The following is a 23693-nucleotide window of genomic DNA, read 5'->3' on the forward strand; positions in this document are numbered from 1 at the left end:
AACGATGCCCAAGGCGTACGTCTACACCAGGCACGGCGGACCCGAGACCGAGGCCTTCGCCGAGCTGGACCGGCCCGTTCCCGGCCCCGGTGAACTGCTGATCGCGGTCCGCGCGGCCGGGGTCAACCCCGTCGACTGGAAGCTGCGGGGCGGTTTCCGCCGCCCCGGCGAGGGGGAGGCGCGCTTCCCGGTCGTCCTCGGCAGCGAGGCCGCCGGTGTGGTCGAGGAGACCGGCGAGGGCGTCACCGGCTTCGCGGCCGGCGACGAGGTCTTCGGCAACACCTCCGGCGGCGCGTTCGCCGAGTACGCCCTGCTGACGGCGTCCGTGACGGCGCACAAGCCCGCCGCGCTGTCCTTCGCCGACGCCGCCACGCTGCCGGTCGCCGGAGCCACCGCCTACGACGGGGTACGCCAGCTCGACCTGCCCGAGGGCGCGATCCTGCTGGTCACCGGCGCGGGCGGCGGGGTCGGTGCGGCGGCGCTGCAGATCGCGCACGCCTGGGGCCTGCGGGTGATCGGGGTGGCGAGCGAGGCCAAGAAGGAGCTCGTCGAGTCGCTGGGCGCCGTGCACGTGGGCTCCGGCCCGGGCCTGGCCGACCGGGTGCGGGCCGTCGCACCCGACGGCGTGGACGGCGTCTACGACCTGGTCGGCGGGGAGGTGCTCGCCGAAGCGGCCGGTCTGCTCGCCGACCGCACCAGGCTGATCACCGCGGGCGCCGCGCCGGATGCCGTCGCCGCACTGGGCGGGGCCCGGGTGGCCCGCGCCCGGACCGCCGCCGTCCTGGACGAGGTGGCCGAGCTCGTCGTGGCCGGTGAACTGGACCCGCATGTCTCGCAGACCTTCCCGCTGGACAGGGCCGACGAGGCGCTGCGCGCCGTCGAGGAGGGGCACGCCCTCGGCAAGATCGTGATCGAGGTCGGCATATGAGCGTCCCGCCCGCCCGCGAGGGTGCCGCGCACGTCCTGGACAATCCGGCCCGCGCCTCGCTCACCGGCCCGCACGCCCGCTTCGCCGAGCGGCGCGGCCGGATCCTGCGCTATCCGGTCGACGTCTCCCCGTGGCTGGCACTGCCCGACGATCCCGACGCCCGCGACTGGGCGGATCTCGCCGCCCTGGCCGGCCCCGGCACGGAGGTGCCGCTGCCCGGCTACCGGGGCGCGCTCCCCGAGGGCTGGGAGCTCACGATGAACATCGCGGGCGTGCAGCTGGTGGACGAGGGCATGGACGCCGCCCCGGAACCGGCCGCGGTCCCGCTCGGACCGGCCGACGTACCCGAGATCCTCGACCTGATCGAGCGCACCCGCCCCGGCCCGTTCCTGCCCCGCACCATCGAACTCGGCAGCTATCTGGGCATCCGCCGGGACGGCCGGCTGATCGCGATGGCGGGGGAGCGGCTGCACCCGCCGGGCTGGACCGAGATCAGCGCGGTCTGCACCGACCCCGCATTCCGCGGCGAGGGTCTTGCGACCCGGCTGATCCGCGCGGTCGCGCACGGCATCCGGGAGCGCGGCGAGACGCCCTTCCTGCACACCGGCGCCGGGAACACCACCGCGATCCGGCTGTACGAGTCGCTCGGCTTCCGCCTGCGCCGCCGCACCGCCTTCGTCGCGGCCAGGGTGCCGCAGCCGCTCGGTCAGTCCTCGGCGGAACCGGCCGGGGTCCCGGCGTTGTAACGCTCCAGGTACCCGGCGAACCGGACCAGGTCCGCCTCCGGCCAGTCCGCCAGCCGCTCCCGGAAGGCGGCCCGGCGGCTGCGCGTGACCTGGGCCAGGATCTCCTCTCCCGCCTCCGTCAGATGCAGCACCTGGCCCCGGTGGTCCTCCGGGTCCAGGCGCCGCTCGATCAGCCCCGCCCGCTCCAGTGCCGCCACCTGCCGGCTGACCGTCGACTTGTCCAGCGCGTAGTGCGCGGCCAGGTCGGTGGCCCGGCAGCCGCCGCGCTCCTCCAGATGCCCGAGCAGCGTGTACGACACCAGCGACAGCTCGGGGTGCATGCGCCCGGCCGACGCCCTGGCCCGGCGCGCGAACGCCGTCATCTCACGCTGGATGGTCTCCACTGCCGTCTCCGCCGTCGTCACGGGAACACCTTCGACGGCCGCGCCGTCCACAGCAACGCCCTCACGGGAATACCTCCTTCGACGCTCTAGTTGTATAGTACAACTTGATTGTGAGTTGTATAAGCCAACCAATTTGCCGGAAGGTTCTGGAGGTCGTACGCGATGAGGTCGCCGGCGCTGCGCCATGTACTCACGCACCTGATCACCCCGCTGCTGATGTGTCTGGGCATGGGGCTCGCCTATATGGGCGCGTTCGTCCACCCGGAGCCGAACCACATGCCGGTGGCCGTGGTCGGTGCCGGACCGGAGGCGAAGGTGCTGGCACAGACCATCAAGGACGCCGCGGGCGACAAGCTCGACGTCCGTACCGTCCCCACCCGCGCCGCGGCCGTCGACCTGCTCAGGTCCCGTACCGTGACCGGTGCCTACGTGCCGAGCGCCAAGGCCCCCGAGCTGATCGTCGCGGTCGCCGCCTCCGACACGGGCGCCACGGCCGTCGGACAGGTCTTCACCCCGCTCGCCGCCAAGGAGGGCGTCGCCCTCAGGGTCACCGACGTCGCCGAGCCGGTCGCCGACGACCCCACGGGACAGGGCCTCTTCTTCCTGCTCATCGCCGTGAGCATCGGCTCCTACGCCTCCGTCGCCGCCCTCGGCGCGGCCGGCGCGGCGCTCCCCATGCGGATACGCGCCCTGCTCGCGCTCGGCGTCTCCGCCGTCGTCAGCGGCATCGGCGCGTTCCTTGCCGGACCGGTGTTCCACCTCGCCCACCACGACCTGGCCGGGGTCTGGGGCATGGCCTGGCTCTACTCCGCCGGCATCCTCCTCATCGGCGTCGGCCTGCACACCTTCCTCAAGCGGTGGACCACGCTGACCATGATGGTGCTGTTCGTGATGCTCAACTTCACCAGCTCCGGCGGGTTGTTCCGCCCCGAGCTGCAGAACGGCTTCTTCGGCACCCTGCACGCCTTCTGGAACGGCGCCGGCTTCGTCGAGGGCGTCCGCAGCCTGCTCTACTTCGGCAGCGACGGCCTCGGCCGCGACGTGGGGACCCTCGCGGTCTGGCTGCTGGCCGGCCTCGCGGTCACGGGGATCGCCGCGGCCCACGAGCGGTCCAAGGCGGCGCCGGCCGACGCCGTTGCCGTACCGGAGTCCCCCGCCGGACCGACCGGCGAGGTGGCGGAGGCCGAGGAGGAGGCCGAGGAGACGGTCGGCGTCTGACCGGCGGGGCGCCCGGCCGGCGGACCGTCCCCCCGGGGCGGCCCGCCGGCCGGGCGGCAACGCGTCTGCCCGGCCCGCCGGGCCCCGATAGGCTCCGCGGTGATGACCTCACTCTCCGATTCCGACACCACTGCCGCCGTCGTCTCCGCGCTGCGCGCCGCGGGCTGCGTCTTCGCCGAGGACGAGGCGGAGCTGATCCTCGCCACCGCCCGCACCCCGGACGAACTGGCCGCCATGGTGGACCGGCGCACCGCCGGGCAGCCCCTCGAACACGTCCTCGGCTGGGCGGAGTTCCACGGGCTGCGCATCCTGGTGGAACCCGGCGTGTTCGTGCCCCGCCGCCGTACCGAGTTCCTGGTCGACCAGGCCCTTGCCCAGGCGCCCGGCGCGTCCGTCGTCGTCGACCTGTGCTGCGGCTCCGGCGCGGTCGGCGCGGCCCTCGCCGCCGCCCTCGGTGACGGCGAACTGCACGCCGCCGACATCGACCCGGCCGCCGTCGCCTGCGCCCGCCGCAACATCGCCCCCTACGGCGGTCACGCCCACACCGGCGACCTGTTCGACGCACTGCCCGCCACCCTGCGCGGCCGGACCGGCATCCTCGCCGCCAACGTGCCCTACGTCCCGAGCGGCGAGGTGGGACTGCTGCCCGCCGAGGCCCGCGAGTACGAGCCGCTGGTCGCCCTCGACGGCGGCGGCGACGGTCTCGGCGTGCTCCGCAGGGTCGCCGCGGGAGCCCGCGAGTGGCTGGCGCCCGGCGGCTGCGTCCTGGTCGAGACGAGCGAGCGGCAGGCCGAGGACGCCGTGCGAACCTTCCGGCGCGCCGGACTGGTCACCCGGCTCGCGCGCTCCGAGGAGCTGTACGCGAACGTCGTGATCGGCGTACGTGGCTGAGACCGCCTCAGGGGCCCGGTAGGACGGTAGGACGCGCAGCAGGGGCCGCGGTGTCTCCTGCGTGGTGTCCGTCGGCCAAGCGCGTCGGGCCCGTGCGCTCACGCGATCGGCCCCGAACCGGGCGTCATGCGGCCGCGGCCGCCCGTGCGCTGGCCTCGCGGACCCCGCGCAGGGCGCCGGACCAGGCGATCACCTGGTCGAGCATGCCGCTCACGGCGGTGTCGAGGCCCTCCTGGGGGACGAAGGCTCCGGTCTGGAACGAGGGGCGTGTCGCGATGGTGGGCTGGGCGCGGACGGTGGCCACCTGGAGTTCGGCGAGGACGAGCCGCAGGGCCTCGGCGGCCCGGGCCCCGGCGACCCAGGAGGCCGACAGCCTCCAGGACGCGCAGGACAGGCCGGGCCGGCTGCCCTACGCGGCCAACGGCCTGCTGACCTTCGAGTACGTCGAGGTCGGCCGGCTCTGCGGCACGACCGAGTCCCGGGTGCCTCGCCGAACCCTGGGACCGTGCGCCGGCCGGCTCCGGAAGGCTCAGTTCCGGAGCCGGCCGCGGCGCACCGACCTCCGCGCCGCGAACCCGGCGTCGCCCGCCGGGCACGGTGCCGGGCCGCCGGTCACGGCGTCAGGCGGTGGCCCCGCTCCCCGAGGGGCTCGGGGACGGCGAGCGGTCGCCGTGGCGTTGCCACGGGCCGCCGTGGTCGTGCATACCGCCGCGCCCCATGCCGGTGAAGTCGCCCGAGAACGCGCCGGACGCGGTCGGCTTGCCGTTGTCGCCACGGGTGCCGATCAGGATGGCCTTCGCGTCCTTCTTCAGCGTGTCGGAGTCGCCCCGCACCTTGACGTGCGAACCCACGGTCCACGTCCACGACGTGCCGTCGGCGCTCTGCACCGTGACCTGGTCGCCGTCCACGTTCTCGACCGTGCCCCGCTGCCAGACCCGCACCACGTACTTGCCGGTGTCCGGGTCCTTGACGGTCGCCTCGCCGTGCACGCCCATGCCGGCCATGCCGAACCACCACCCGTGTCCGGGTCCGCACCCGCCCGGTGCGGAGGGCGACGGCGAGGCACCGGCGGCGGCCGGGGCCGCGACCGAGCCGCTGCCGGAGCCGGCGGCGAACGCCACCGTGCCCCCCAGGGCGAGCGCCCCGGCGACGAGTGCCACGGTCACGGCGCGCACGCGGAAGGACTGGCGGCGCCATCGGTCGCGCAGCGGCGCGCCCGGTTCCCGGTCCGGTCCCGACAGGACTTCCGGCGGGGCTCCCCACTCCGGGGCGGCGGCCCGCGGGGGACGGTCGGGCATCGGCGGGATCGACGGTCCGGCTCCGTCGACGTCACGGCGGTTCTCATGCTCCGGTTCGTGCGTCACGGCTCGCTCCCATCGGCGAACGGCGGCACGCGGCATCGCGCGACGCGTGCCTCTGCGTCAATTGTGGGAGGGCGCGGATAAGAACCCGGTAATCAGTTCCTGTGAATTCGATGGATCCGCACGTGGGCGGGGGTGGATCCGGCGCCCCGGCAGCCAGCCCCGGCTACGGCAGTTCCCGGGCCCGCGCGATGAGCAGGGCCACGTCGTCGTGGTTGTCGGGGTGGTGCAGCTCCCGCAGCAGCAGGTCGCAGACCTCCTCCAGCGGGCGGGCCGGGGCGTCGAGCAGGGCCAGCAGTTCGTCCAGGCGCTCGTCCAGGGAGTGGCTGCGCGTCTCCACCAGTCCGTCGGTGTAGAACACCAGCTCGTCGCCGGGCTCGAAGCCGACGGTCGTGGTGGCGAAGGAGACCCCGCCGACGCCGAGCGGGACCCCGCTGGGCAGGTCGAGGAGTTCCGGGGGACGGCCGGGGCGGATCCGGGCCGGGGGCAGATGGCCGGCGTTGGCGATCCGGCACCGGCGCAGCCGCGGGTCGTACACGGCGTACACGCAGGTCGCGATGGAGTGGTCGAGGCCCGACGTGGTCTTGTCCAGGTGTTCGAGGAGGACCGCCGGATCGAGGCCCAGCGCGGCCAGGGTGGTGGTCGCGGTGCGCAGCCGGCCCATCGTCGCGGCAGCGTTGATGCCGCTGCCCATCACGTCGCCCACCACGAGGGCCGTTCCGCCGCCGTCCAGCGGAATGACGTCGAACCAGTCGCCGCCCACCTCGACGGTGGCGTCGGCCGGCTGGTAGCGGGAGGCGACCTCCAGACCCGGGGTGACCCGGGGATGCGTGGGCAGCAGGCTGCGCTGGAGGGTCAGGGCGGTGGTGCGGGCGTTCTCGTACCAGCGGGCGTTGTCGATCTGCACGGCCGCCCGCGCCGCCAGTTCCCGGGCCAGCAGCAGATCGTCGTCGTCGAAGGGCGCCGGATTGCGGGTGCGCTTGAGATCGAGGGCGCCCAGCACCTCGCCGCGCGCGATCAGCGGCACGGCAAGGTACGAGTGCACTCCGGCCCGGCCCAGCAGCATCGCGGCCTCGGGGGAGGGGGCGATCCGGGCCAGGTCCTCGCCCTTGACCTGCGGGACGACGACGGCCTCCCCGACCCGGACGCACCCGGTGATCAGCCGGTCCGGGGCGTACTGGGTGACGGTGCCCGGGACGTCGGCGGCCCGGCTCGCGTCCGCCGTGTGCTCCGCACGCACGGCGAGGGCCCGGAGCGTGGCCGCCTCGGCCGGGCCGAGGGCGCTCCGCAGGCCTTCCACCACCGTGTCCAGCAGCTGGACGGCCGCCACGTCGGCCAGCTCCGGCACGGCGACGTCGGCCAGCTCCCGTGCGGTGCGCTCCAGGTCCAGGGTGGTGCCGATACGGGCGGAGGCGTCGGCGATCACGGCCAGCCGGCGGCGCGCGTTCTCCGCCTCGACGCCGGCCCGGTACGGCTCGGTGATGTCCACCACCGACGTGGCCACGCCCAGTACGTTGTCCAGGGCGTCGTCCAGCCGGTAGACCGACACCGACCAGATGTGCTCCACGTCCGGGTCGGCCGGTGTACGGCCCACCGCGGAGTGGTCGATGACCGGCTCACCGGTGCGCATTACCCGCAGGTAGGCCGCCTCCAGCGCGTCGGCGTCCAGCGAGGGCAGCACCTCGCGGATCGTCCGCCCCAGGTGCTGCTCGGCCGGGACACCGTTCATCCGCTCCATCGCCGGGTTGACCGACACGAACCGCAGGTCCGTGTCGAAGACGGCCAGCCCGATCGGCGACTGCTGCACGATCCGTTCGGACAGTGCCATGTCCTGCTCCAGCCGGCGCACCGTCGACTGGTCGGCCGCCAGACCGAGCGCGAACACGTCGCCGTTGTCGTCCGTGAGCCGCATGTTGCGGAACTCGACCACATGGGTGGATCCGTCCTTGTGCCGGATCGGGAAGCCGCCGGCCCAGCTCCGCCCGGTGCTCATCACGTCCGCGAACAGCTTGCCGACCAGTTCGATGTGGCGCTCGTGCACCATCAGCCGGGCCGCGTACTGGCCGAGCGCCTCCTGCGCCGGATAGCCGAACAGTTCCTCGGCCTGCGGGCTCCACAGCACGATCCGGCCCTGGGCGTCCAGCACGACCGAGGCCACGTTCAGGACGTCCAGCAGCCCGCCCGGGCGCACGGGGCCGCGCACGGGCTCCTCGCCCCCCGGCACCGAGGCCTCGGCTGGACTCATCGCACGCACCGCCTTCGGATTTCCGCACGGCACGCCGTGCCGACTCCCCTTGTTCTACCGCGCTCACACCCGACTCTCCGATGCCACCGCCGACTTTTCCACCATCTCTCAACACGGCGGCATCCGTACCGCGGAGCGACCACAGGGACGGCTGGGGCGTGAGTTCACCTTTCCACCGGGCTGTCGGCCCGTACCCGACCCGCAGGCGCCGGACCGACCGGCGCGCGTTCCGGCCCCCGATGCCGGAGCTGCGCCCGCGGCCGCGCGGGGCGGGTGGTGCAGGGCCCCCAGATCGGTGCTTTTCTGTTGGCATGGCGCGGTTCGCGTGGGAACCCGTGACACCGCGCCATGCCGTGAGAGGAGCGATAACGATGGACCGTGTGCCTCTGCACGAGGAACCTGTCTCCCTCGAGATCAGTGGATGCAACAAGGAGGACGCCCGGATCGTGTTCGACGCGCTGTGCCAGTGCTTCGAGTCCGACCGGGCCGCCGAGGACGTGCCGCAGCAGCTCCACGAGACCCGCCCGATGGTGTGGCTCGGCACCTTCGAGGTCACCGACACCCACGAGTGCACCCCGCCGCCCCGGCTCTCGGCCACGGTCGAGGCCGACGCGCAGGGCGGCTACTGGGCGATCAGCCGGCTGCACAGGACCCTCGACTCCCTGTTCACCGTGCGGAACCTGTCGTCTGCGTCGGGGGACCAGGAGAGGGAACTGCACGTCCTGCTCGAAAGCCGGTGACCGGTGATCTGCGACACGTGACCCCGAGGGTCTTCTGCAACTAGTTGCACAATCCGTGCGCGGTCCTCTACAACTACGGTGACGACACCGCGCACGGAGGCCCCCATGAGCCGTTACCCGAACCTGCTCGAACCCCTCGACCTCGGCTTCACCACACTCCCCAACCGGGTGCTCATGGGCTCCATGCACGTGGGTCTGGAGGAGGCCGAGCGCGGCTTCGAGCGGATGGCGGAGTTCTACGCGGCCCGGGCCCGCGGGGGAGTCGGCCTCATCGTCACCGGCGGCATCGCGCCCAACGACGAGGGCCGGCCGTACGAGGGCGGCGCCCGGCTCGCCACCGAGGAGGAGGCCGGGCAGCACCGGGTCGTCACCGAGGCGGTGCACCGCGAGGGCGGCCGGATCGCGCTGCAGATCCTGCACTTCGGCCGGTACGCCTACCACCGCGACCTGGTCGCCCCGAGCCCCCTGCAGGCCCCGATCAGCCCCTTCGCGCCCCGCGAGCTGACCGACGCCGACGTCGAGCGCACCGTCGACGACTACGCCCGCACCGCCCGCCTCGCCCGGCAGGCCGGCTACGACGGCGTCGAGATCATGGGCTCCGAGGGCTACCTGATCAACGAGTTCATCGCCGCGCAGACCAACCACCGCACCGACCGCTGGGGCGGCTCGTACGAGAACCGGATGCGGTTCCCCGTCGAGATCGTCCGCCGGGTGCGCGAGGCCGTCGGCGAGGACTTCATCATCGTCTACCGGCTGTCCATGCTGGACCTGGTCCCGGGCGGCTCCTCCCTCGACGAGGTGATCACCCTCGCCCGGGCGGTCGAGGCGGCCGGGGCGACCATCATCAACACCGGTATCGGTTGGCACGAGGCCCGCATCCCCACCATCGCCACCTCCGTCCCGCGCGGCGCCTACACCTGGGTCACCAAGAGGCTGATGGGCGCGGTGTCCGTGCCACTGGTCACCACCAACCGCATCAACACCCCGGAGGTCGCCGAGGAGTTGCTCGCCGAGGGCTTCGCCGACATGGTCTCCATGGCCCGCCCGATGCTCGCCGACCCCGACTTCGTCAACAAGGCCGCGGCAGGGACGCCCGAGGCCATCAACACCTGCATCGGCTGCAACCAGGCCTGCCTCGACCACACCTTCAGCGGGAAGATCACCTCCTGCCTGGTCAACCCGCGCGCCTGCCACGAGACCGAGCTGGTGCTCGCGCCGACCCGGCTGAAGAAGCGCGTCGCGGTCGTCGGCGCCGGACCGGCCGGCCTCGCCTGCGCGGTGTCCGCCGCCGAACGCGGCCACGAGGTCACCCTGTTCGACGCCGCGAGCGAGATCGGCGGCCAGCTGAACGTGGCCCGCAAGGTCCCCGGCAAACAGGAGTTCGACGAGACCCTGCGCTACTTCCGCCACCAGCTCGACGCGCACGGTGTGGACGTACGCCTGAACACGACCGTCGGGCCCGCGGACGTCACCGGCTTCGACGAGGTGGTGGTCGCCACCGGCGTCACCCCGCGCACCCCCGACATCCCCGGCGTCGACCACCCCCGCGTCCTCGGCTACCTCGACGTGCTGCGGGACGACGCCCCCGTCGGCGACCGCGTCGCGATCCTCGGCGCGGGCGGCATCGGCTTCGACGTCGCCGAGTACCTCACCGACGGCGGGGACAAGGCGAGCGAGGACCCGGCGACGTACTTCAGGCAGTGGGGCGTCGACATGGAGTACCAGGGCCCCGGAGGCCTGGCCGCCCCGGAGCGCCCGGCACCGCCGCGGACCGTGCACCTGCTCCAGCGCAGGGCGAGCAAGGTCGGCGCGGGCCTCGGCAAGACCACCGGCTGGATCCACCGCACCGAGCTCAAGCACCGGGGCGTCACCATGGTCCCGGGCGTGCGGTACGACCTGATCGACGACGCCGGACTGCACGTCACCGTCGACGGCGAGAGCACCGTCCTGGAGGTCGACACCGTCGTGCTGTGCACCGGGCAGGAACCGCGCCGGGGCCTGTACGAGGAGCTGGTCGCCGCCGGGCGCAGCGCGCACCTCATCGGCGGTGCCGACGTCGCCGCCGAACTGGACGCCAAGCGGGCCATCAAGCAGGGCACCGAGCTGGCCGCCACCCTGTAGCGCCGTCCCTAGGATGAGCCCATGTCACTCCCGCACGCGATCCTCACCGCCCTGCTCGAACGGCCGTCGTCGGGGCTTGAGCTGACCCGCAGGTTCGACAGGTCGATCGGCTACTTCTGGTCGGCCACGCACCAGCAGATCTATCGCGAGCTCGGACGGCTGGAGGCCGAGGGCTACATCCGCACCCTGCCGGCCGAGCAGCCGGCCCGCGGGCAGAAGAAGAGCTACGAGGTCCTGCCCGCGGGCCGTGCGGAACTGGCCCGCTGGACCGCCGCCTCCCAGGACCCCAAGCCCCAGCGGGACGTGCTGCTGCTGCGGCTGCGCGCGGCCGCGGTCGTCGGCACCGCCGGCCTCGAAGCGGACCTGCGCCGCCATCTGGAGCTGCACCGACAGCAGTTGGCCGAGTACGAGGAGATCCAGCGCCGCGACTTCCCGCCGGGCAAGGACGCCCCCGAGGACCGGCTGCGGCACCTGGTGCTACGGGCCGGCATCGACCTGGAGACGTTCTGGACGCAGTGGCTCGGACACGCCCTGGAGGAGTTCGGCGAACTCCCGGGCCCGTCGCGGTCCTAGAGCCGGTACGGCTTCGAGCGCTTGCGCAGGTACCAGCCGCTGGCGATGACGCCCGAGCCGACCAGGGCCGAGCCGATGCCCAGGGTGAGCGGGCCGTAGTCGCGGGCGGCGCCGCCCAGGCCGCCCATCACGCCCCGGGCGGGGGCGGGCACGGCCGTCCGGGTGGTGGAGGAGGTCGTCGGCGCGGCGGGCGCGGACGAGACGATCACCGACTGGGTGCCCGCCGTACCGCCGTTGGAGCAGACGACGACCACCGTGTAGGTGCCCGGTGACACCCCCGACCAGGCGGCGGACTGGCTCACCGTGGTGCCCGCCAGCGCCGCCTGCCGCCCCTGGGCGAAGGCGGTCTGGCCGCTGTTGAGCAGCGAGGCGTTGCCCCAGCTGCCGTTGGACTGGGTGCAGGCGCTGGTGACCACCGAGACGGTGGTGCCGATGGTGCTCACCGAGATGCCCGAGAGCGCGGCGGACGGGCCGGCGAACCAGGCCGGGAGCGCGGCGGCGGCCGCCAGGGTCAGGCCGGAGCGGAGGAGGAGTCGGGTTGTGCGCATGGTCTGCCCTCCGGCGGCACGGTGGCGGAACGTCCCGTGCGCCGCCGAGGGTGGGGAAACGCCCGTGCTGCCTCAGGTTCAGCGAAAGGGGCCGCGGCGTCTCCCGCACCCGGAGGGCGACCGGCCAGGTGACTTCTTCCGCCGCCCGGCCCAGGCCGGGCGGCGCCGCCCGCTCCGGTCAGGTCCCGGTCGTCACGGTCCGCTCCGCCGACCAGCTGCCCCAGGTGCCGTCCGGCAGCCGTGCCCGGAGCCGCACCTGGTGCCGGACCCCATGGTCCCGGCCTACATAGAAGCTGGAGGTCGACCGTCCCTTCGGTGGAGTGCCGCCCCACACCAGGGAGGTGGTCGTCCCGGCGTCGAGCCGGATCTGGTACTCGGTGACCACACCGTCCACCTGCGGCGGGTCCCATGCCAGATCGAGGTAGTAGGCCCCGCTCTCCTCGTGGGTCCGCGCCGTGAACGCGGTCGGCGCGGTGTCCCGGTCGTCGCCGCTGCCCGGCGTGGTGAGGCGCACCGCGGTGCTCGCGGGCGAGAGGTTGTCGGCCGCGTCCCGGGCCCGGACGGTGAAGACGTAGCGGGTGCCCGGCCGCAGCCCCATGACCACGGCCGCGGTCTGGTTCCCGCCCACACTGTGGATCTTGGCGCCGCCCTGCCAGATGTCGTACGACACCACGGCCCGGTCGTCCGTCGAGGCGTCCCAGGACAGCTGCACGGCACGGCTGCCCACGGCCCGGCCCGCCGGCCGCGCGGGCCGGGTCGGCGCGGATCGGTCGGCCGCGACCATCGCGGGGGTGGTCGCCCGCACCGCACGGCTGCGCGGCCCGAGGCTGCCGTCCCTGCCGCGGGCCCGCACGGTGAACACATACGCCGTGGACGGACTGAGCCTGGTGACGTCCACCATGTGCTGGGAGCCGGGTACTTCCCCGACCTTCGTGGCACCGCGATACACCTCGTAGCCGCGGATCCCGGAACCCTCCGGCAGCTCGTTCCACATGACGTGCACGCTGGTGGCGCTCCCGGCGGCCGCGGTCACCCCCGTCGGGGCACCGGGCAGCCGGCCGCTGTCGCCGTCGGCGGTCCCGCCGCGGCCGCAGGACGTCACGAACAGCAGGGCGCAGACCACGACGGCAACTCGGCGCACGGTTCCGCCTCCCCGGGGACGGCAGCACGGCAATGGTCCGGACCAATATGGACCGCCCGTGATGTGGACATCAAGAGGGCCGTGTTGCAGACGCCGGGGGAGGGTTACGTATGCTGAGCATCCTGCGGTCGAACTTCCCTGGAAAAAAGGGGAGTTCGCGCCCGTGGCGCGGAACGCTGTCGTCGCTGATCCCGCGCCGGCACGGGCGGCCGGGGCGGTCCGGGCCGGCACCGGCCCGGACCGCGCCGGCCCTCGGCGCCCGCTCACGAAGTGTCAGTTTCGTTGCGCCGAACGGCCCTGTACAGCCTCCATGTGCTGGCCCGGCCGCCGGACCCGCACCATCTTGTTCCGGGTGACTCCATGTCCCCCACGAAAAGGGTCCCTCATCGTGCGTGTCCAGTCGCTGACGCTGGCCGCGGCCGGCGCCGCCCTGCTCGCCCCGGCCACACTGCCCGCCCCCACCGCCTCGTACGCGGTCTCCGGTGCCCGGCACCGGATCTCCGCCGCCGACCTGCTGGCCCGGGTGCGGGAGTGCACCCAGGTCTCCAGGGGCCGCTACCGCTCGGATGCCAACACCTCCGCCACCGTCCCCGTGTGCGGCACCCGGCAGGCCGTGTTCTGGAAGGCCGACCTCGACATCGACTGCGACGGCCAGCGAACCGCCCACTGCAACCGCGCCGCCGACCCGGCGTTCACCGCCGCCACCGCCTACCAGCAGGCCAACGGCCGCCAGCTCAACGCCGAGAAGCTGCCCTACGTCGTCGTCCCCGGCCCCAGCCGCCGCTGGAACCACCGGCGGGCCGGTGTCCGGGGCGGCGCGGTCGCCGCGGTGATCTACAGGGACCGCGTGCAGTACGCCGTCGTCGGCGACACCGGACCGCGCGACATCATCGGCGAGGCCTCCTACGCCACCGCCAAGGCGCTCGGGGTGAATCCCGACCCACGGGTCGGCGGGGTGGCGTCCGGCGTCACCTACATCGTCTTCAAGGACTCGGCGATCCGGCCCATCGAGGACCGCGAGGCGGCCGAGGCGGAGGGGGAGCGGCTGGCGGAACAGTTCACCGAGGGCGGCTGACCTGGAGGCCGGCCGCCCCCGGCGGTGGGGGCCGGACGGCCGCCCCGGCGGTGGGGTCAGACGGCCGCCCAGCCGTTGTCCACCGGCAGGATCGCGCCGTTGATGTTGCTCGCCGCGTCCGAGGCCAGGAACACGATCGCCGCCGCCTGTTCCTCGGGCTCGGAGACCTGGCCCACGTTGCCGAAGTACGGGCCGAGCGCGGCCGGCCCGTGCGCACCGTCCTCCAGGTCTACCTGAATGCCGGTCCTGGTGCCGCCGGGGGCGATCGCGTTGGCCCGGATGCCCTGGTTGCGGTACATCACGGCCAGGTTCTTGGTCAGGCCGACGACGCCGTGCTTCGAGGCCGTGTAGGCCGCGCCCGCCGCGCTGCCCCGCAGGCCGGCCTCGGAGGCGGTGTTGACGATCGCGCCCCGGCCCGCGGCCAGCATGTGCGGCAGCACCGCCCGGGTGAGCAGGAACGGCGCGGTGAGGTTGACCCGTATCACCCGCTCCCACTCCGCGTCGCCGACATCCGCCAGCGCCGACATCCGGTCCATGATGCCGGCGTTGTTCACGAGGACGTCCACCCCGCCGAACCGCTCCACCGCGGTCGCCACCACCTCGTCCACCACGGACTGCTCGGCGAGGTCACCGGTGACCGCCACGGCCGTACCGCCGGCCTCCTCGATCTCCGCCACCGCCGCGCCCGCGGCCTCGGCGTTCAGGTCGGCGACCAGGACCAGTGCCCCCTCCCTGGCGAAGGCCAGGGCGGCGGCGCGCCCGATCCCCGATCCCGCGCCGGTGACGATGACGCCGTGCCCGTCGAGTCCGCTGGCCATGTGGTGCTCCCATCAGATGGTTCCAGGGCGCCCCGCGCCCGGTGCGGGTCACACCCTACGACTTAATGTCTTCGAGTGACATAAAGTCGCGCCACGCATTTCCGTCGTCCCGCCGCCTCGGGGACAATCTCGGTGCAGCAGCCGCCGGCACGGGAGGGACAGATGACCGCAGGGGGACGCACGGGACGGCCGCCCCTGACCGAGGAGCGCAAGGCCGAGACCAGACTGGAGATCGCCCGCGCCGCGGTGGACCTGTTCGTCGCCCAGGGGGTGTCCGCGACCACCGGGGAGCAGATCGGGCAGGCGGTCGGCGTCTCGGCACGCACGGTGTGGCGCTACTTCCCGAGCAAGGAGGCCTGCGTACGGCCGCTGTTCGCGGCCGGTATCGAGGCCGTCGCCGACTGCCTGCGCGCCTGGCGCCCCGGCCAGCCGCTCGAGGAGGCCTTCGCGGACGCCGTCCCCACCGACAGCCGACTGGCGCGCAGCCCGGACCGCGCCACCATGGGCGCCCTGGTCCGGCTGACCCGGGACGAACCGGGCCTGCGCGCGGAGTGGCTGCAGTCCTACGACGAGGCCGAACCGGCGTTCGCCCGCGCCCTCGCCGAACGCTCCGGGCTGCCTGCCGACGGCCTGCGGCCCACCATCCAGGCGGCCATGTTCAACGCGGCCCTGCGCGCGGCCGTCGAGCACTACGCCTGGCGCGTCGCCGACGGGACCACGGACCCCGCCACGGCGGAGGCCGAGCTCACGGAGACCATGCGCTCGGCCCTCGCGGTGGCGGCGGAGGGGCTCGCCTAGGGGCGGCTGTTGTACGCCTCCGCCCGCAGCGCCGGACGACCCGCGGAAAGGGCCTGCGACGGCCAGGAGACGCCGACGGTCTGTGCCTCGCCGGGCAGCAGCCACAGGTAGTTGTGGCTGTAGAGCGTCGGCAGCACGCGGTCGCCGTTCGCCTCGTCCACCAGGGACAGCCGGACCATGGCCGCGACGGCCGAGCCGCGGTTGCGGACGGTGGCCGTCAGGGAGTGACGGTCCCCGGACCGGGACACCTGCCCGGCCGAGACGGACAGGCTCACCCGCTGGGCCTTGTCGAGGGCCCGCAGGGCGCCGGGGGTGCGGCAGCGCCAGTACGTGTTGCGGGAGAGCTCCCTGCCGCCCGCGTCCGTCAGGGTCAGCCGCAGCAGGTGCAGGTCCGGCAGGTCGTCGGTCCAGCCCGCGGTGAACGCCTCGGCGGTGGCGGCCCGCGCCACGTCCACCTTCGCGGTCCTGGTGCCGCCGAGCTGCCGCCCGGACAGGTCGTACAGCCGGGCGCCGACGGTGGCGCCGTGCAGGGCCGCGCGGGTGTGGTTGACCGCGAGGACCCGCCACTGCACCGGATCGGCCTGGACGTGCAGCGGTTCACAGGCCGAACGGGCGCCGTAGTACGTGCCGTTGACGTCGAAGTCGTAGTCGTAGGTCTGCCAGACGGTGCTGTGCCAGGCCGGATGGGACATCCACAGCATCAGGCCGGTGGCGTTGTCCCAGAGGTTGGCGTTCCAGGCCTCGAACATGGCACGGGTGTTCTCGAAGTTCACGAACTGCGCCTTGCGGGCGAAGTCGTCCAGGCCGGTGGCCGTGCCGAGGCGGGTCTCCACGGCCGCTTTGTAGTTCTGCGGCGCCTGGTTCCCGTGCTCGCTCCAGTCGTGGTGGTACCAGGCGCCGCCGATGGGCCACTCCGGCTCGTCGCCCGTCATGTTGCGCAGGCTCGCCGCGGTGGAGACGACCGGCATGCCGATCTCGGTGTGGAAGCCGAAGTCCTTGCTGCCGTAGGTGGCGGGGTCGAAGTACTTCTCCGGCTCCACCCAGCCGTAGGGACCGCCGCCCGTGACGATGCCGCCCGCCGAGTTGTTCTGGTACAGCAGCCCGGGCACCTGTTGCTCGACGGCCTCACGCATGCCCTGGTCGATCGCCGCCGGCGGGTTGCCCTCGTTCGCCCCGCACCAGACGGCGACACAGGGATGGATGCGGTACCGCAGCACCGTGTCCCGGGCGATCGAGTTGAAGGCGTCGTGGTCCGGCGGGTCCATGCCCCAGGCGTTCGGGAAGTCGTTCCAGACCAGGATGCCGTACCGGTCGCAGGCGGCGAAGAACTCCTCCCGGTCGCTGCTGCCGACCCAGTTGCGGATCATCGTGAAGTTCATGTCGCGGTGCATCCGCACCGCCGCGTCCATCCGCTCGGCCGGCATGCGGCGCAGCAGCTCGTCCCAGCCCCAGTTGCCGCCGCGGGCCAGCACCGGCACGCCGTTGACCGTGATCCGCAGCGGATCCGGGGCGTTCGACACGGACTTGACGTCGGTCCACCGCTCGCCGTCGTCGGACACCCGGATGACGTACGTCTTCGGGTAGGCCGTCTCCCAGACGATCGCCACCCGGTCGAAGTCCCGCGCGGAGCCCAGGTCCACCTGGATCCACTGGTTGTCCTCGTACTGCGAGGACCAGCGGGTGCCCGGGTCGCCGTCGGTGGCGTGGGCGGCGGGATGGTCGGACTCCTCCGTGGAGGCCGTCGCCGTACGGTGCAGGGCGAGGTCGGTGCCGGGGTCGGCGCTGTCGATGACACCGAGCGACCACAGCGAGTTGCCCCAACTGGTGTTGCGCAGGCCGCAGTCGATACGGACGTAGCGGGCGCTCTGCCGGTCGAGGTCCTCGATCTGGAGGCTCGCGTTGCCGTCGCTGAACGGCAGCGGCACGGCCGAGTTGTCCACCGCCCGCACATCGGTCCACTCGGCGCCGTCGGCGGAGACCTGCACCACGAAGGTCCTCGCGTACGCCCGCTCCCAGGTGAGGTCGACCCGGTCGAAGGACTGTGCCGAGCCCAGGTCGACGCTGATCCACTGGTCGTCCTCGTACGCCGAGGACCAGCGGGTGCCCGGGTCGCCGTCCGTCACGTTGGCCGGGCCGTGGTCGTCGCCGTCCGTGCTGGAGGCGTCGGCGGCCGCGTGCAGGGCGAGGTCGGTGGCCTGCCGGGTGCTGTCGCGAACGGCCAGGGTCCACAGCGAACTGCCCCAGGAGGTGGCCCTGGTACCGCAGTTGACGCGGACGTGCCGGGCCTGCTGCCGGTCGAAGCTCACGGTCTGCGTGTACGCGTCGCCGGACGCGGTGAACGGCAGCGGCACCCGGTACTCGTAACCGAACTGGCGGATGCCGAAGCGGGTGGTGCGCCGGTCGCTCTCGGTGCCGTCGGCGGACGCGGTGAGCGTGAGGTCGTACAGGTCCGGCTCGCCCAGGCCGTTCGGCCACCACAGCCGGGGGTCGTGCAGCCGCAGCTGCCGGAAGGCGTCCGGGGCGAAGACGACGTCGACGCTGCCGCCGGCCGGCACGGTGACCGCTTTGGAGACCCGGACGTCGCCGAACGCAGCGGTCACCGTCGCCGTGTGGTCCTTGGTGTCGGCGTTGCGGACGGGGACGACGACGGTCAGCTCGGCGACGGAGACGTCCGGCAGGTTCGGCAGGCTGGTGTCCACGCGCGGGTCGCCGATGACCACCTGCCCGGTGGATCTGAGCCGGACGTGGTTCCAGATGCCCGCCGCGCGGTCGCGCACGGCCGGCATCCAGTCCCAGCCCGAAGAGGCTAGATACGTGGGGGAGTTGAGGTTCATCTGCCCGGCGCCCGCGTCCACCCACGACTCGCCGAGGGGGCCCTTGTCGCCGGGGCTGCCGGGCACGGGCATCGGGGTGATCCGCACGGCCAGCGCGTTCGTGCCGGACGCGGTGAGCAGCCGCGTCACGTCGTGCGAGGAACGGGCGAACGGGTAGGTCAGGTCGCCGACCTGCTCGCCGTTCAGCCAGATGTCGGCCTTGTGGTTGACGCCGTCGAACTCCAGCCAGATCCGGCGGCCGGACCCGGTGCGCAGTCCCCGCGGCAGCTCGAAGTCCCGCTTGTACCACCAGGAGTGCCGCGACAGCGCCTCGGGGATGCGCAGGTTGTTCAGGCCGGACACCGGGTCCGGCAGCCGGCCCTGGTCCACGAGGGAGCCGAGGACGGTGCCGGGGACGGTGGCGGGCAGCCAGCCGCTCGTGTCGACGCCGGTCCTCGACAGGCCGGGACCGTCCGCGCCCGCCCAGTCGTCCAGGGTGAGCCGCCAGCCGGACTCCAGGGGCACGGTGCCGTCGCCGGCCACCGTCAGCGCGGGCGCCGCGCCGTGCCCGGTGCCCCAGTCGGTCCAGCCCGTCGCCGCGGGACGGTGCCCCCGGGGGGTGCCGTACACCTCGAAGCCGTTGAGGCCGAGCGGCAGGGGACCGGAGCGCTTGCGGCACGTCATCCGCACCCGGCGCGCCGGGACCGGGCGGGGCAGCTGGACGTCCACCACGCCGCCGGTCCCGGCGGTCGTGCGGTGGACGCTCGTCCAGGACTTCCCGTCGAGGGACGTCTCGACCAGGAAGTCGAGCGCGTAGCTCGACAGGATCTCCTTGCCGGTGGTGCCGTCGGCCGGATTCCCGGTGGCAGGGGGAGTGAACACCGGGTCGGTGGAGTCGGCTTCGAAAGTCAGGCGGATCCGGGTGACGTCGCAGGCCGCCTGCAGGTCCACGGCGATCCACTGCGGGTCGCCGTCCCCGGCCCGCCAGCCGCTGCCCCGCACGCCGGGTGCGGTGAGGCTGTCGACGGCGAAGGATCCCGGGGTGGCGGCGTAGGCGGTCGAGGAGACCGAGACGGGCCGGTAGAGGGCGAGTTCACCGGGTGCGGCGGGCTGGGCCGGGGTGCCGGCGGTGGGGGCGGCGGCCGCGGCGGGCGCCGGGAGCACCGAGCCGAGTCCGAACCCGGCGAGCAGGGTGGAGCCCGTGGCGACTATGGAACGCCGCGACGGACTGCGCGACGGAACCGGCTGATCGGTCATGATTCTGACGTCCCATCAGAAAACGGCGGAGCGGGCCGAATCGGCTCCGGACGCCCCGCGTCGAGCACAATGACAACGTTGCCAAAGGCTGTGTCGCCGCGAGCTTCCTGTCAAGACCTGATGCGTGGATCTACGGTCGTCCGGCAGGTGCGCGGTCGACCAGAAGCCGACGGCGAGCCTGGTGCGAACCTTCGCGGCAGCGAAGTAAGCATCGGGCGGAGGAGGGCGGCCCCATCTCCCGCGGGTCCGGTGCGGCCCGGCGCGGTCCCGGCCCGGAAGGCGGCACCTGGTCGTCCGATGGGGTGGCGGCCCCCGAGGTGACGGCGCGTCGGCGGACGAAACGGGTACAGCAAGCCGGAGCGACGAACTCCGTCCAACCCGGCGATGGTCGAGGTGATGACAGTTACAGACGTGAACGAGCCCGGCCGCAGACCACCCCGCGGGCCGTGCCTTCCGCGGGCCGAGGGGCGGCTCGCGTCATGACCGAAACGCTGGACGTGCTCGGGCGGTACCTGGCCGCGGCCGGCGATCCGCCGCAGCTCCTCCCCGCCCGCCAGCAGATGGCCTTCACCCTCGGGTTCCACATCATCCTGGTGCCCTTCGGCGTCGCGCTCACCACGCTCATGCTCGTCGCCAACCACCGCGGCCTGCGCCGGGGGGACGCCGAGGCCCTGCTGCTGGCGCGGCGCTGGTCCAAGGTCGCCGCCGTGCTGTTCGCCGTCGGCGCCATCACCGGCACCGTCCTCTCCTTCGAACTGGGCATCCTCTGGCCCGGCCTGATGGGCCGGTTCGGCGCGGCCTTCGGCTTCCCGTTCGCGATCGAGGGCCTGTTCTTCTTCCTCGAAGCGATCTTCGTGTCGATCTACATCTACGGCTGGGACCGGCTGTCGCCCTGGGCCCACTTCTGGACCGGGGTCCCGGTGGCGCTGTCCAGCATCGGAGGCGCGGCCGCCGTCATCGCGGCCAACAGCTGGATGAACCAGCCCGGCGGATTCACGCTGCGCGACGGCCGGGTCGTCGACGTACGGCCCGCCCAGGTCTTCTTCAACGGGGCCTTCTGGTGGGAGCTGCTCCACATGCTGCTCGCCGCCTACATCGTCGCGGGATTCGTCGTGGCGAGCGTCTACGCGGTGGGCATGCTGCGGGGCCGGACGTCCCGCTACCACCGCACCGGATTCCTCGTCGGCTTCGTCACCGCCGCCGTGGCACTGCCCCTCCAGGTCGTCGTCGGCGACACCATCGCCCGCTACGTCTTCCAGGCCGAGCCCGCCAAGTTCGCGGCGGTCGAGATGCTGCCGGCCACCGGCGCCCACGTTCCCGAGACCCTGGGCGGCGTCCTCGTCGACGGCCGCGTCCGGTACGGGATCCCGCTGCCCGACATGGCGTCCCGGCTCGCCGGGTTCCGGCCCTCCACCCGCATCCTCGGGCTCGACGCGATCCCGGCCCGGGTCCGCCCGTCCGACCAGGCCGTCAGCACCGTCCACCTCGCCTTCGACGTCATGGTGGGGCTGTCCTTCGCCCTGCTCGCGCTGGCCGTGTGGTTCGTCTGGCTGCGGTGGCGGCGGCAGCCGCTCGCGCAGCAGCGCTGGTTCCTGCGCTGCTGCGCGGTCAGCGGTCTCGCCGCGCTGGCGTGCCTGGAGACCGGCTGGATCGTCACCGAGGTGGGCCGCCAGCCCTGGACGGTCGTCGGCTACCTCCTGACCAGGGACGCCGCGACCACCCAGGGCAACCTGTGGTTCCTGTTCGCCGCGGTCCTCGTCGTCTACCTGGCCGTGGGGGCCGCCGCCGTCACGGTGCTCCTGTCCATGAAGCGCCGGTGGGAGGCCGAGGGCGACGACAGCGTGGCCGTCCCCTACGGGCCCGGCTCCGATCCGGCCCACCTGCCCGCGGGAGCCGGGAAGTGATCGCGGACCTCGTCGCCGTCTTCCTGTTCACCGGCGTCATCGCCTACAGCCTGCTGGGCGGCGCCGACTTCGGCGCGGGCTTCTGGGACCTGACCGCGGGCGGAGCCGAGCGGGGCCGGCGGCCGAGACACCTGATCGACACCTCGCTCGGCCCGGTGTGGGAGGCCAACCACACCTGGCTGGTCTACTGCCTGGTGTTCCTGTGGTCGGGCTTCCCCACCGCGTTCACCGCGATCACCACCACGCTGTACCTGCCCCTGGGCATCGCCGCCCTGGGCATCGTCCTGCGCGGCGCCGGCTTCGCCTTCCGCAAGGCCACGGTGGGCACCCGTGAGCAGCGCATGTACGGTGCGGCGTTCGCGGCGTCCTCCGTCCTGACGCCCTACTGCTTCGGCGCCATCGCCGGTGCGATCGCCTCCGGGAGGGTGCCCACGGGGGGCGACGGCGACGCCGTCGGCAGCTGGCTCAACCCCACGTCGGCGCTCGGCGGCGTGCTGGCCGTCCTGGTCTGCGCCTACCTCGCCGCCGTCTACCTGAACGCCGCCGCCCGGCAGCAGGGTGTCCCCGCTCTGGAGCGGTACTTCCGCCACCGGGCCCTGCTCGCCTCGCTGCTGACCGGAGCCGTCAGCGTCGCGGGCATCTTCGTCCTCCGGCAGGACGCCCCCCGCCTGTTCCACCAACTCGCCCACCGCGCGCTGGCGCTGGTCGTACTCGCGGCGCTCTGCGGCGTCGCGACCGTGCTCCTGCTGCTCCGTGAGCGCAGGACGGGGCTGCGGGTGCTCGCCACCGCGGCCGTCGCGCTGGTCGTCCTCGGCTGGGGCGTCGCCCAGTACCCCTACCTGCTCGGGACCCACCTGCGGATCGAGGCGGCGGCCTCGCCGGACGCCACCCTGAAGGTGACCATCGGGGTGGCGATCGTCGCGGGGCTCCTCATCTTCCCCTCCGTCGCGCTTCTCCTCCTGCTCGCCGGCCGGGGGCGGCTCCGGCCGGCGGCGCAGGACGACGTCCCGGGCCCGTCCTCCGGCGACCCCTGAACCCGGCCCGGCGCCACCTCCGAAGCCTCCGGGAGGCCGCTGCGACCGGGGGCTCTCAGACCTTCCGGTAGGTGTACGCCTCGGCTGCGGCCGCCGCCACCGCGTCGAGGCCGGCCCCGGTGCTCGCCGTGACGACCGCGGCGACCGCGCCCTCGACGAACGGGGCGTCCACCAGGCGGGTGCCGTCCGGGAGTTCGTCGCCCTCGGCCAGCAGCGCCTTCACGGTGAGCACGGCGCTGCCCAGGTCGGTGAGGACGGCGACCCCCGCGCCCCGGTCCACGGACGCGGCGGCGGCGGCGATCAGTTCGGCGCTGGTGCCGAGCCCGCCGCCCTCGGTACCGCCCGCCGGGGCGACCGGCACCGCGGTGGCACCGCCCGCCAGCCCCTTGGCCAGCTCAGCGACCGACGCCGCGACCGCCGCGCTGTGCGACACCAGCACGATCCCGACCAGCTCGCCGTCACTCACCGGCCGCCTCCACGAGTCCCGCGACGAGCAGCGCCGACGACGTGGCCCCCGGGTCCTGATGGCCGATGCTGCGCTCGCCGAGATAGCTCGCCCGGCCCTTGCGGGCCTGCAACGGGATCGTCGCCTCGGCGCCCTGCTCGGCGGCGGCCTGCGCCGCGCCGAAGCCGTCGCCGAGCGCGTCGACCGCCGGCACCAGGGCGTCGATCATCGTCTTGTCCCCGGGTGCGGCCCCGCCGAGCGCCATGACCTTGTCCACCCCGGTCCGCAGCGCCTCGGCCAGCTCGGCCTCGCTGACCTCGGCCGCGTCGCCGAGCGCCTTCCCGGTGCTGCGCAGCAGCGTGCCGTACAGCGGCCCCGAGGCACCGCCGACCGTGGATATCAGCTGCCGTCCGGCGAGCGTCAGGACGGCGCCCGGGGTGGCGGGCGCGTCCTTCTCCAGCGCGGCGACCACCGCCTTGAACCCGCGCTGGAGGTTGCTGCCGTGGTCGGCGTCCCCGATGGGCGAGTCGAGAGCGGTGAGCCGCTCCGCCTCGCGGTCGACGGAGACGGCGGTCGCCGCCATCCAGCGGCGGAAGAAGTCGGCGTCGAGCACTGGATCTCCTTGCGTAGCGGTACGGACGCGGGCCGGTGTCG

21 protein-coding genes are annotated in these 23693 nt (G+C 73.5%); 11 read left to right on the forward strand and 10 right to left on the reverse strand.

Annotation, left to right across the window (positions count from 1 at the left end):
* The first annotated feature begins 4 nt into the window (after window positions 1-4).
* Together AB0472_RS27810 and AB0472_RS27815 are read left to right on the forward strand one after the other, a co-directional pair.
* On the forward strand, window positions 5-928 hold the full coding sequence (locus AB0472_RS27810) for an NADP-dependent oxidoreductase (protein ID WP_366360108.1): 924 nt from the start codon (window positions 5-7) through the stop codon (window positions 926-928).
* Window positions 925-1674 carry a GNAT family N-acetyltransferase gene (locus AB0472_RS27815; protein WP_366360110.1) on the forward strand — a complete coding sequence of 250 codons (750 nt, stop codon included), beginning with the start codon at window positions 925-927 and terminating at the stop codon, window positions 1672-1674. The genes AB0472_RS27810 and AB0472_RS27815 overlap by 4 nt, the downstream gene beginning before the upstream one ends.
* On the opposite strand, the gene AB0472_RS27820 is transcribed toward AB0472_RS27815, so the two are convergent.
* Window positions 1635-2078, reverse strand: coding sequence for a MarR family winged helix-turn-helix transcriptional regulator (locus AB0472_RS27820; protein WP_366360112.1), 444 nt, complete (start codon window positions 2076-2078; stop codon window positions 1635-1637). The genes AB0472_RS27815 and AB0472_RS27820 overlap by 40 nt on opposite strands.
* Window positions 2079-2219: 141 nt before the next feature.
* Here AB0472_RS27820 and AB0472_RS27825 point away from each other — a divergent pair, with 141 nt between their 5' ends.
* Entirely contained in the window at window positions 2220-3275 is a 1056-nt protein-coding gene (locus AB0472_RS27825; RefSeq protein ID WP_366360114.1) for a hypothetical protein, read from the forward strand.
* A gap of 102 nt (window positions 3276-3377) precedes the next feature.
* Window positions 3378-4166, forward strand: coding sequence for a putative protein N(5)-glutamine methyltransferase (locus tag AB0472_RS27830; RefSeq protein ID WP_366360116.1), 789 nt, complete (start codon window positions 3378-3380; stop codon window positions 4164-4166).
* Between the two features lie 124 nt (window positions 4167-4290).
* On the opposite strand, the gene AB0472_RS27835 is transcribed toward AB0472_RS27830, so the two are convergent.
* The 3 genes from AB0472_RS27835 to AB0472_RS27845 all read right to left on the reverse strand — a co-directional run bounded on the left by AB0472_RS27835 (window position 4291) and on the right by AB0472_RS27845 (window position 7772).
* A complete protein-coding gene (locus AB0472_RS27835) occupies window positions 4291-4470 on the reverse strand; it encodes a hypothetical protein (RefSeq protein ID WP_366360118.1) in 180 nt (59 codons plus the stop codon).
* 316 nt (window positions 4471-4786) lie between these two features.
* Complete coding sequence (locus tag AB0472_RS27840; protein ID WP_366360120.1) at window positions 4787-5530, reverse strand: hypothetical protein; 744 nt, start codon at window positions 5528-5530, stop codon at window positions 4787-4789.
* A gap of 163 nt (window positions 5531-5693) precedes the next feature.
* Window positions 5694-7772, reverse strand: a complete 2079-nt coding sequence (locus AB0472_RS27845) for a SpoIIE family protein phosphatase (protein WP_366360122.1) — start codon at window positions 7770-7772, stop codon at window positions 5694-5696.
* A 371-nt stretch (window positions 7773-8143) separates the two neighbouring features.
* Here AB0472_RS27845 and AB0472_RS27850 point away from each other — a divergent pair, with 371 nt between their 5' ends.
* The 3 genes from AB0472_RS27850 (at window position 8144) to AB0472_RS27860 (ending at window position 11206) form a co-directional block, all read left to right on the forward strand.
* Window positions 8144-8512, forward strand: a complete 369-nt coding sequence (locus AB0472_RS27850) for a hypothetical protein (RefSeq protein WP_366360124.1) — start codon at window positions 8144-8146, stop codon at window positions 8510-8512.
* 105 nt (window positions 8513-8617) lie between these two features.
* Entirely contained in the window at window positions 8618-10633 is a 2016-nt protein-coding gene (locus AB0472_RS27855; RefSeq protein ID WP_366360126.1) for an NADPH-dependent 2,4-dienoyl-CoA reductase, read from the forward strand.
* Window positions 10634-10654: 21 nt separating this feature from the next.
* On the forward strand, window positions 10655-11206 hold the full coding sequence (locus AB0472_RS27860; protein WP_366360128.1) for a PadR family transcriptional regulator: 552 nt from the start codon (window positions 10655-10657) through the stop codon (window positions 11204-11206).
* Here the strand turns inward: AB0472_RS27860 and AB0472_RS27865 are convergent.
* Both AB0472_RS27865 and AB0472_RS27870 read right to left on the reverse strand, forming a co-directional pair.
* On the reverse strand, window positions 11203-11754 hold the full coding sequence (locus AB0472_RS27865; RefSeq protein WP_366360130.1) for a hypothetical protein: 552 nt from the start codon (window positions 11752-11754) through the stop codon (window positions 11203-11205). The genes AB0472_RS27860 and AB0472_RS27865 overlap by 4 nt on opposite strands.
* A 178-nt stretch (window positions 11755-11932) precedes the next feature.
* On the reverse strand, window positions 11933-12895 hold the full coding sequence (locus AB0472_RS27870) for a fibronectin type III domain-containing protein (RefSeq protein ID WP_366360132.1): 963 nt from the start codon (window positions 12893-12895) through the stop codon (window positions 11933-11935).
* Window positions 12896-13283: 388 nt separating this feature from the next.
* Between AB0472_RS27870 and AB0472_RS27875 the strand changes: the two genes are divergently transcribed.
* The gene (locus AB0472_RS27875; RefSeq protein WP_366360134.1) at window positions 13284-13970 is read left to right on the forward strand and encodes a glycoside hydrolase family 75 protein; all 687 of its coding nucleotides are present in this window, start codon (window positions 13284-13286) and stop codon (window positions 13968-13970) included.
* Window positions 13971-14026: 56 nt separating this feature from the next.
* Here the strand turns inward: AB0472_RS27875 and AB0472_RS27880 are convergent, their stop codons facing one another.
* Window positions 14027-14788: an SDR family NAD(P)-dependent oxidoreductase gene (locus tag AB0472_RS27880; RefSeq protein ID WP_366360136.1), complete on the reverse strand. Its 762-nt coding sequence runs from the start codon at window positions 14786-14788 to the stop codon at window positions 14027-14029.
* Window positions 14789-14950: 162 nt separating this feature from the next.
* Between AB0472_RS27880 and AB0472_RS27885 the strand changes: the two genes are divergently transcribed.
* Entirely contained in the window at window positions 14951-15586 is a 636-nt protein-coding gene (locus AB0472_RS27885) for a TetR/AcrR family transcriptional regulator (protein ID WP_366360138.1), read from the forward strand.
* Here AB0472_RS27885 and AB0472_RS27890 read toward each other — a convergent pair.
* A complete protein-coding gene (locus AB0472_RS27890) occupies window positions 15583-19656 on the reverse strand; it encodes a discoidin domain-containing protein (RefSeq protein ID WP_366360140.1) in 4074 nt (1357 codons plus the stop codon). The genes AB0472_RS27885 and AB0472_RS27890 overlap by 4 nt on opposite strands.
* Window positions 19657-20135: 479 nt before the next feature.
* Here AB0472_RS27890 and AB0472_RS27895 point away from each other — a divergent pair, with 479 nt between their 5' ends.
* Both AB0472_RS27895 and AB0472_RS27900 read left to right on the forward strand, forming a co-directional pair.
* Window positions 20136-21560 (forward strand): cytochrome ubiquinol oxidase subunit I, encoded by a 1425-nt coding sequence (locus AB0472_RS27895; RefSeq protein ID WP_366360142.1) that lies wholly within the window; start codon window positions 20136-20138, stop codon window positions 21558-21560.
* A complete protein-coding gene (locus tag AB0472_RS27900) occupies window positions 21557-22594 on the forward strand; it encodes a cytochrome d ubiquinol oxidase subunit II (protein WP_366360144.1) in 1038 nt (345 codons plus the stop codon). Before AB0472_RS27895 ends, AB0472_RS27900 begins: the two co-directional genes overlap by 4 nt.
* Window positions 22595-22649: 55 nt before the next feature.
* Here AB0472_RS27900 and AB0472_RS27905 read toward each other — a convergent pair whose 3' ends face one another.
* Together AB0472_RS27905 and dhaL are read right to left on the reverse strand one after the other, a co-directional pair.
* Complete coding sequence (locus tag AB0472_RS27905) at window positions 22650-23060, reverse strand: PTS fructose transporter subunit IIA (protein WP_366360146.1); 411 nt, start codon at window positions 23058-23060, stop codon at window positions 22650-22652.
* Window positions 23053-23652: a dihydroxyacetone kinase subunit DhaL gene (dhaL, locus tag AB0472_RS27910; RefSeq protein WP_366360148.1), complete on the reverse strand. Its 600-nt coding sequence runs from the start codon at window positions 23650-23652 to the stop codon at window positions 23053-23055. Before dhaL ends, AB0472_RS27905 begins: the two co-directional genes overlap by 8 nt.
* Between the last annotated feature and the right edge of the window lie 41 nt (window positions 23653-23693).

This window comes from Streptomyces sp. NPDC086777 (assembly GCF_040702065.1).
Taxonomy (GTDB): domain Bacteria; phylum Actinomycetota; class Actinomycetes; order Streptomycetales; family Streptomycetaceae; genus Streptomyces.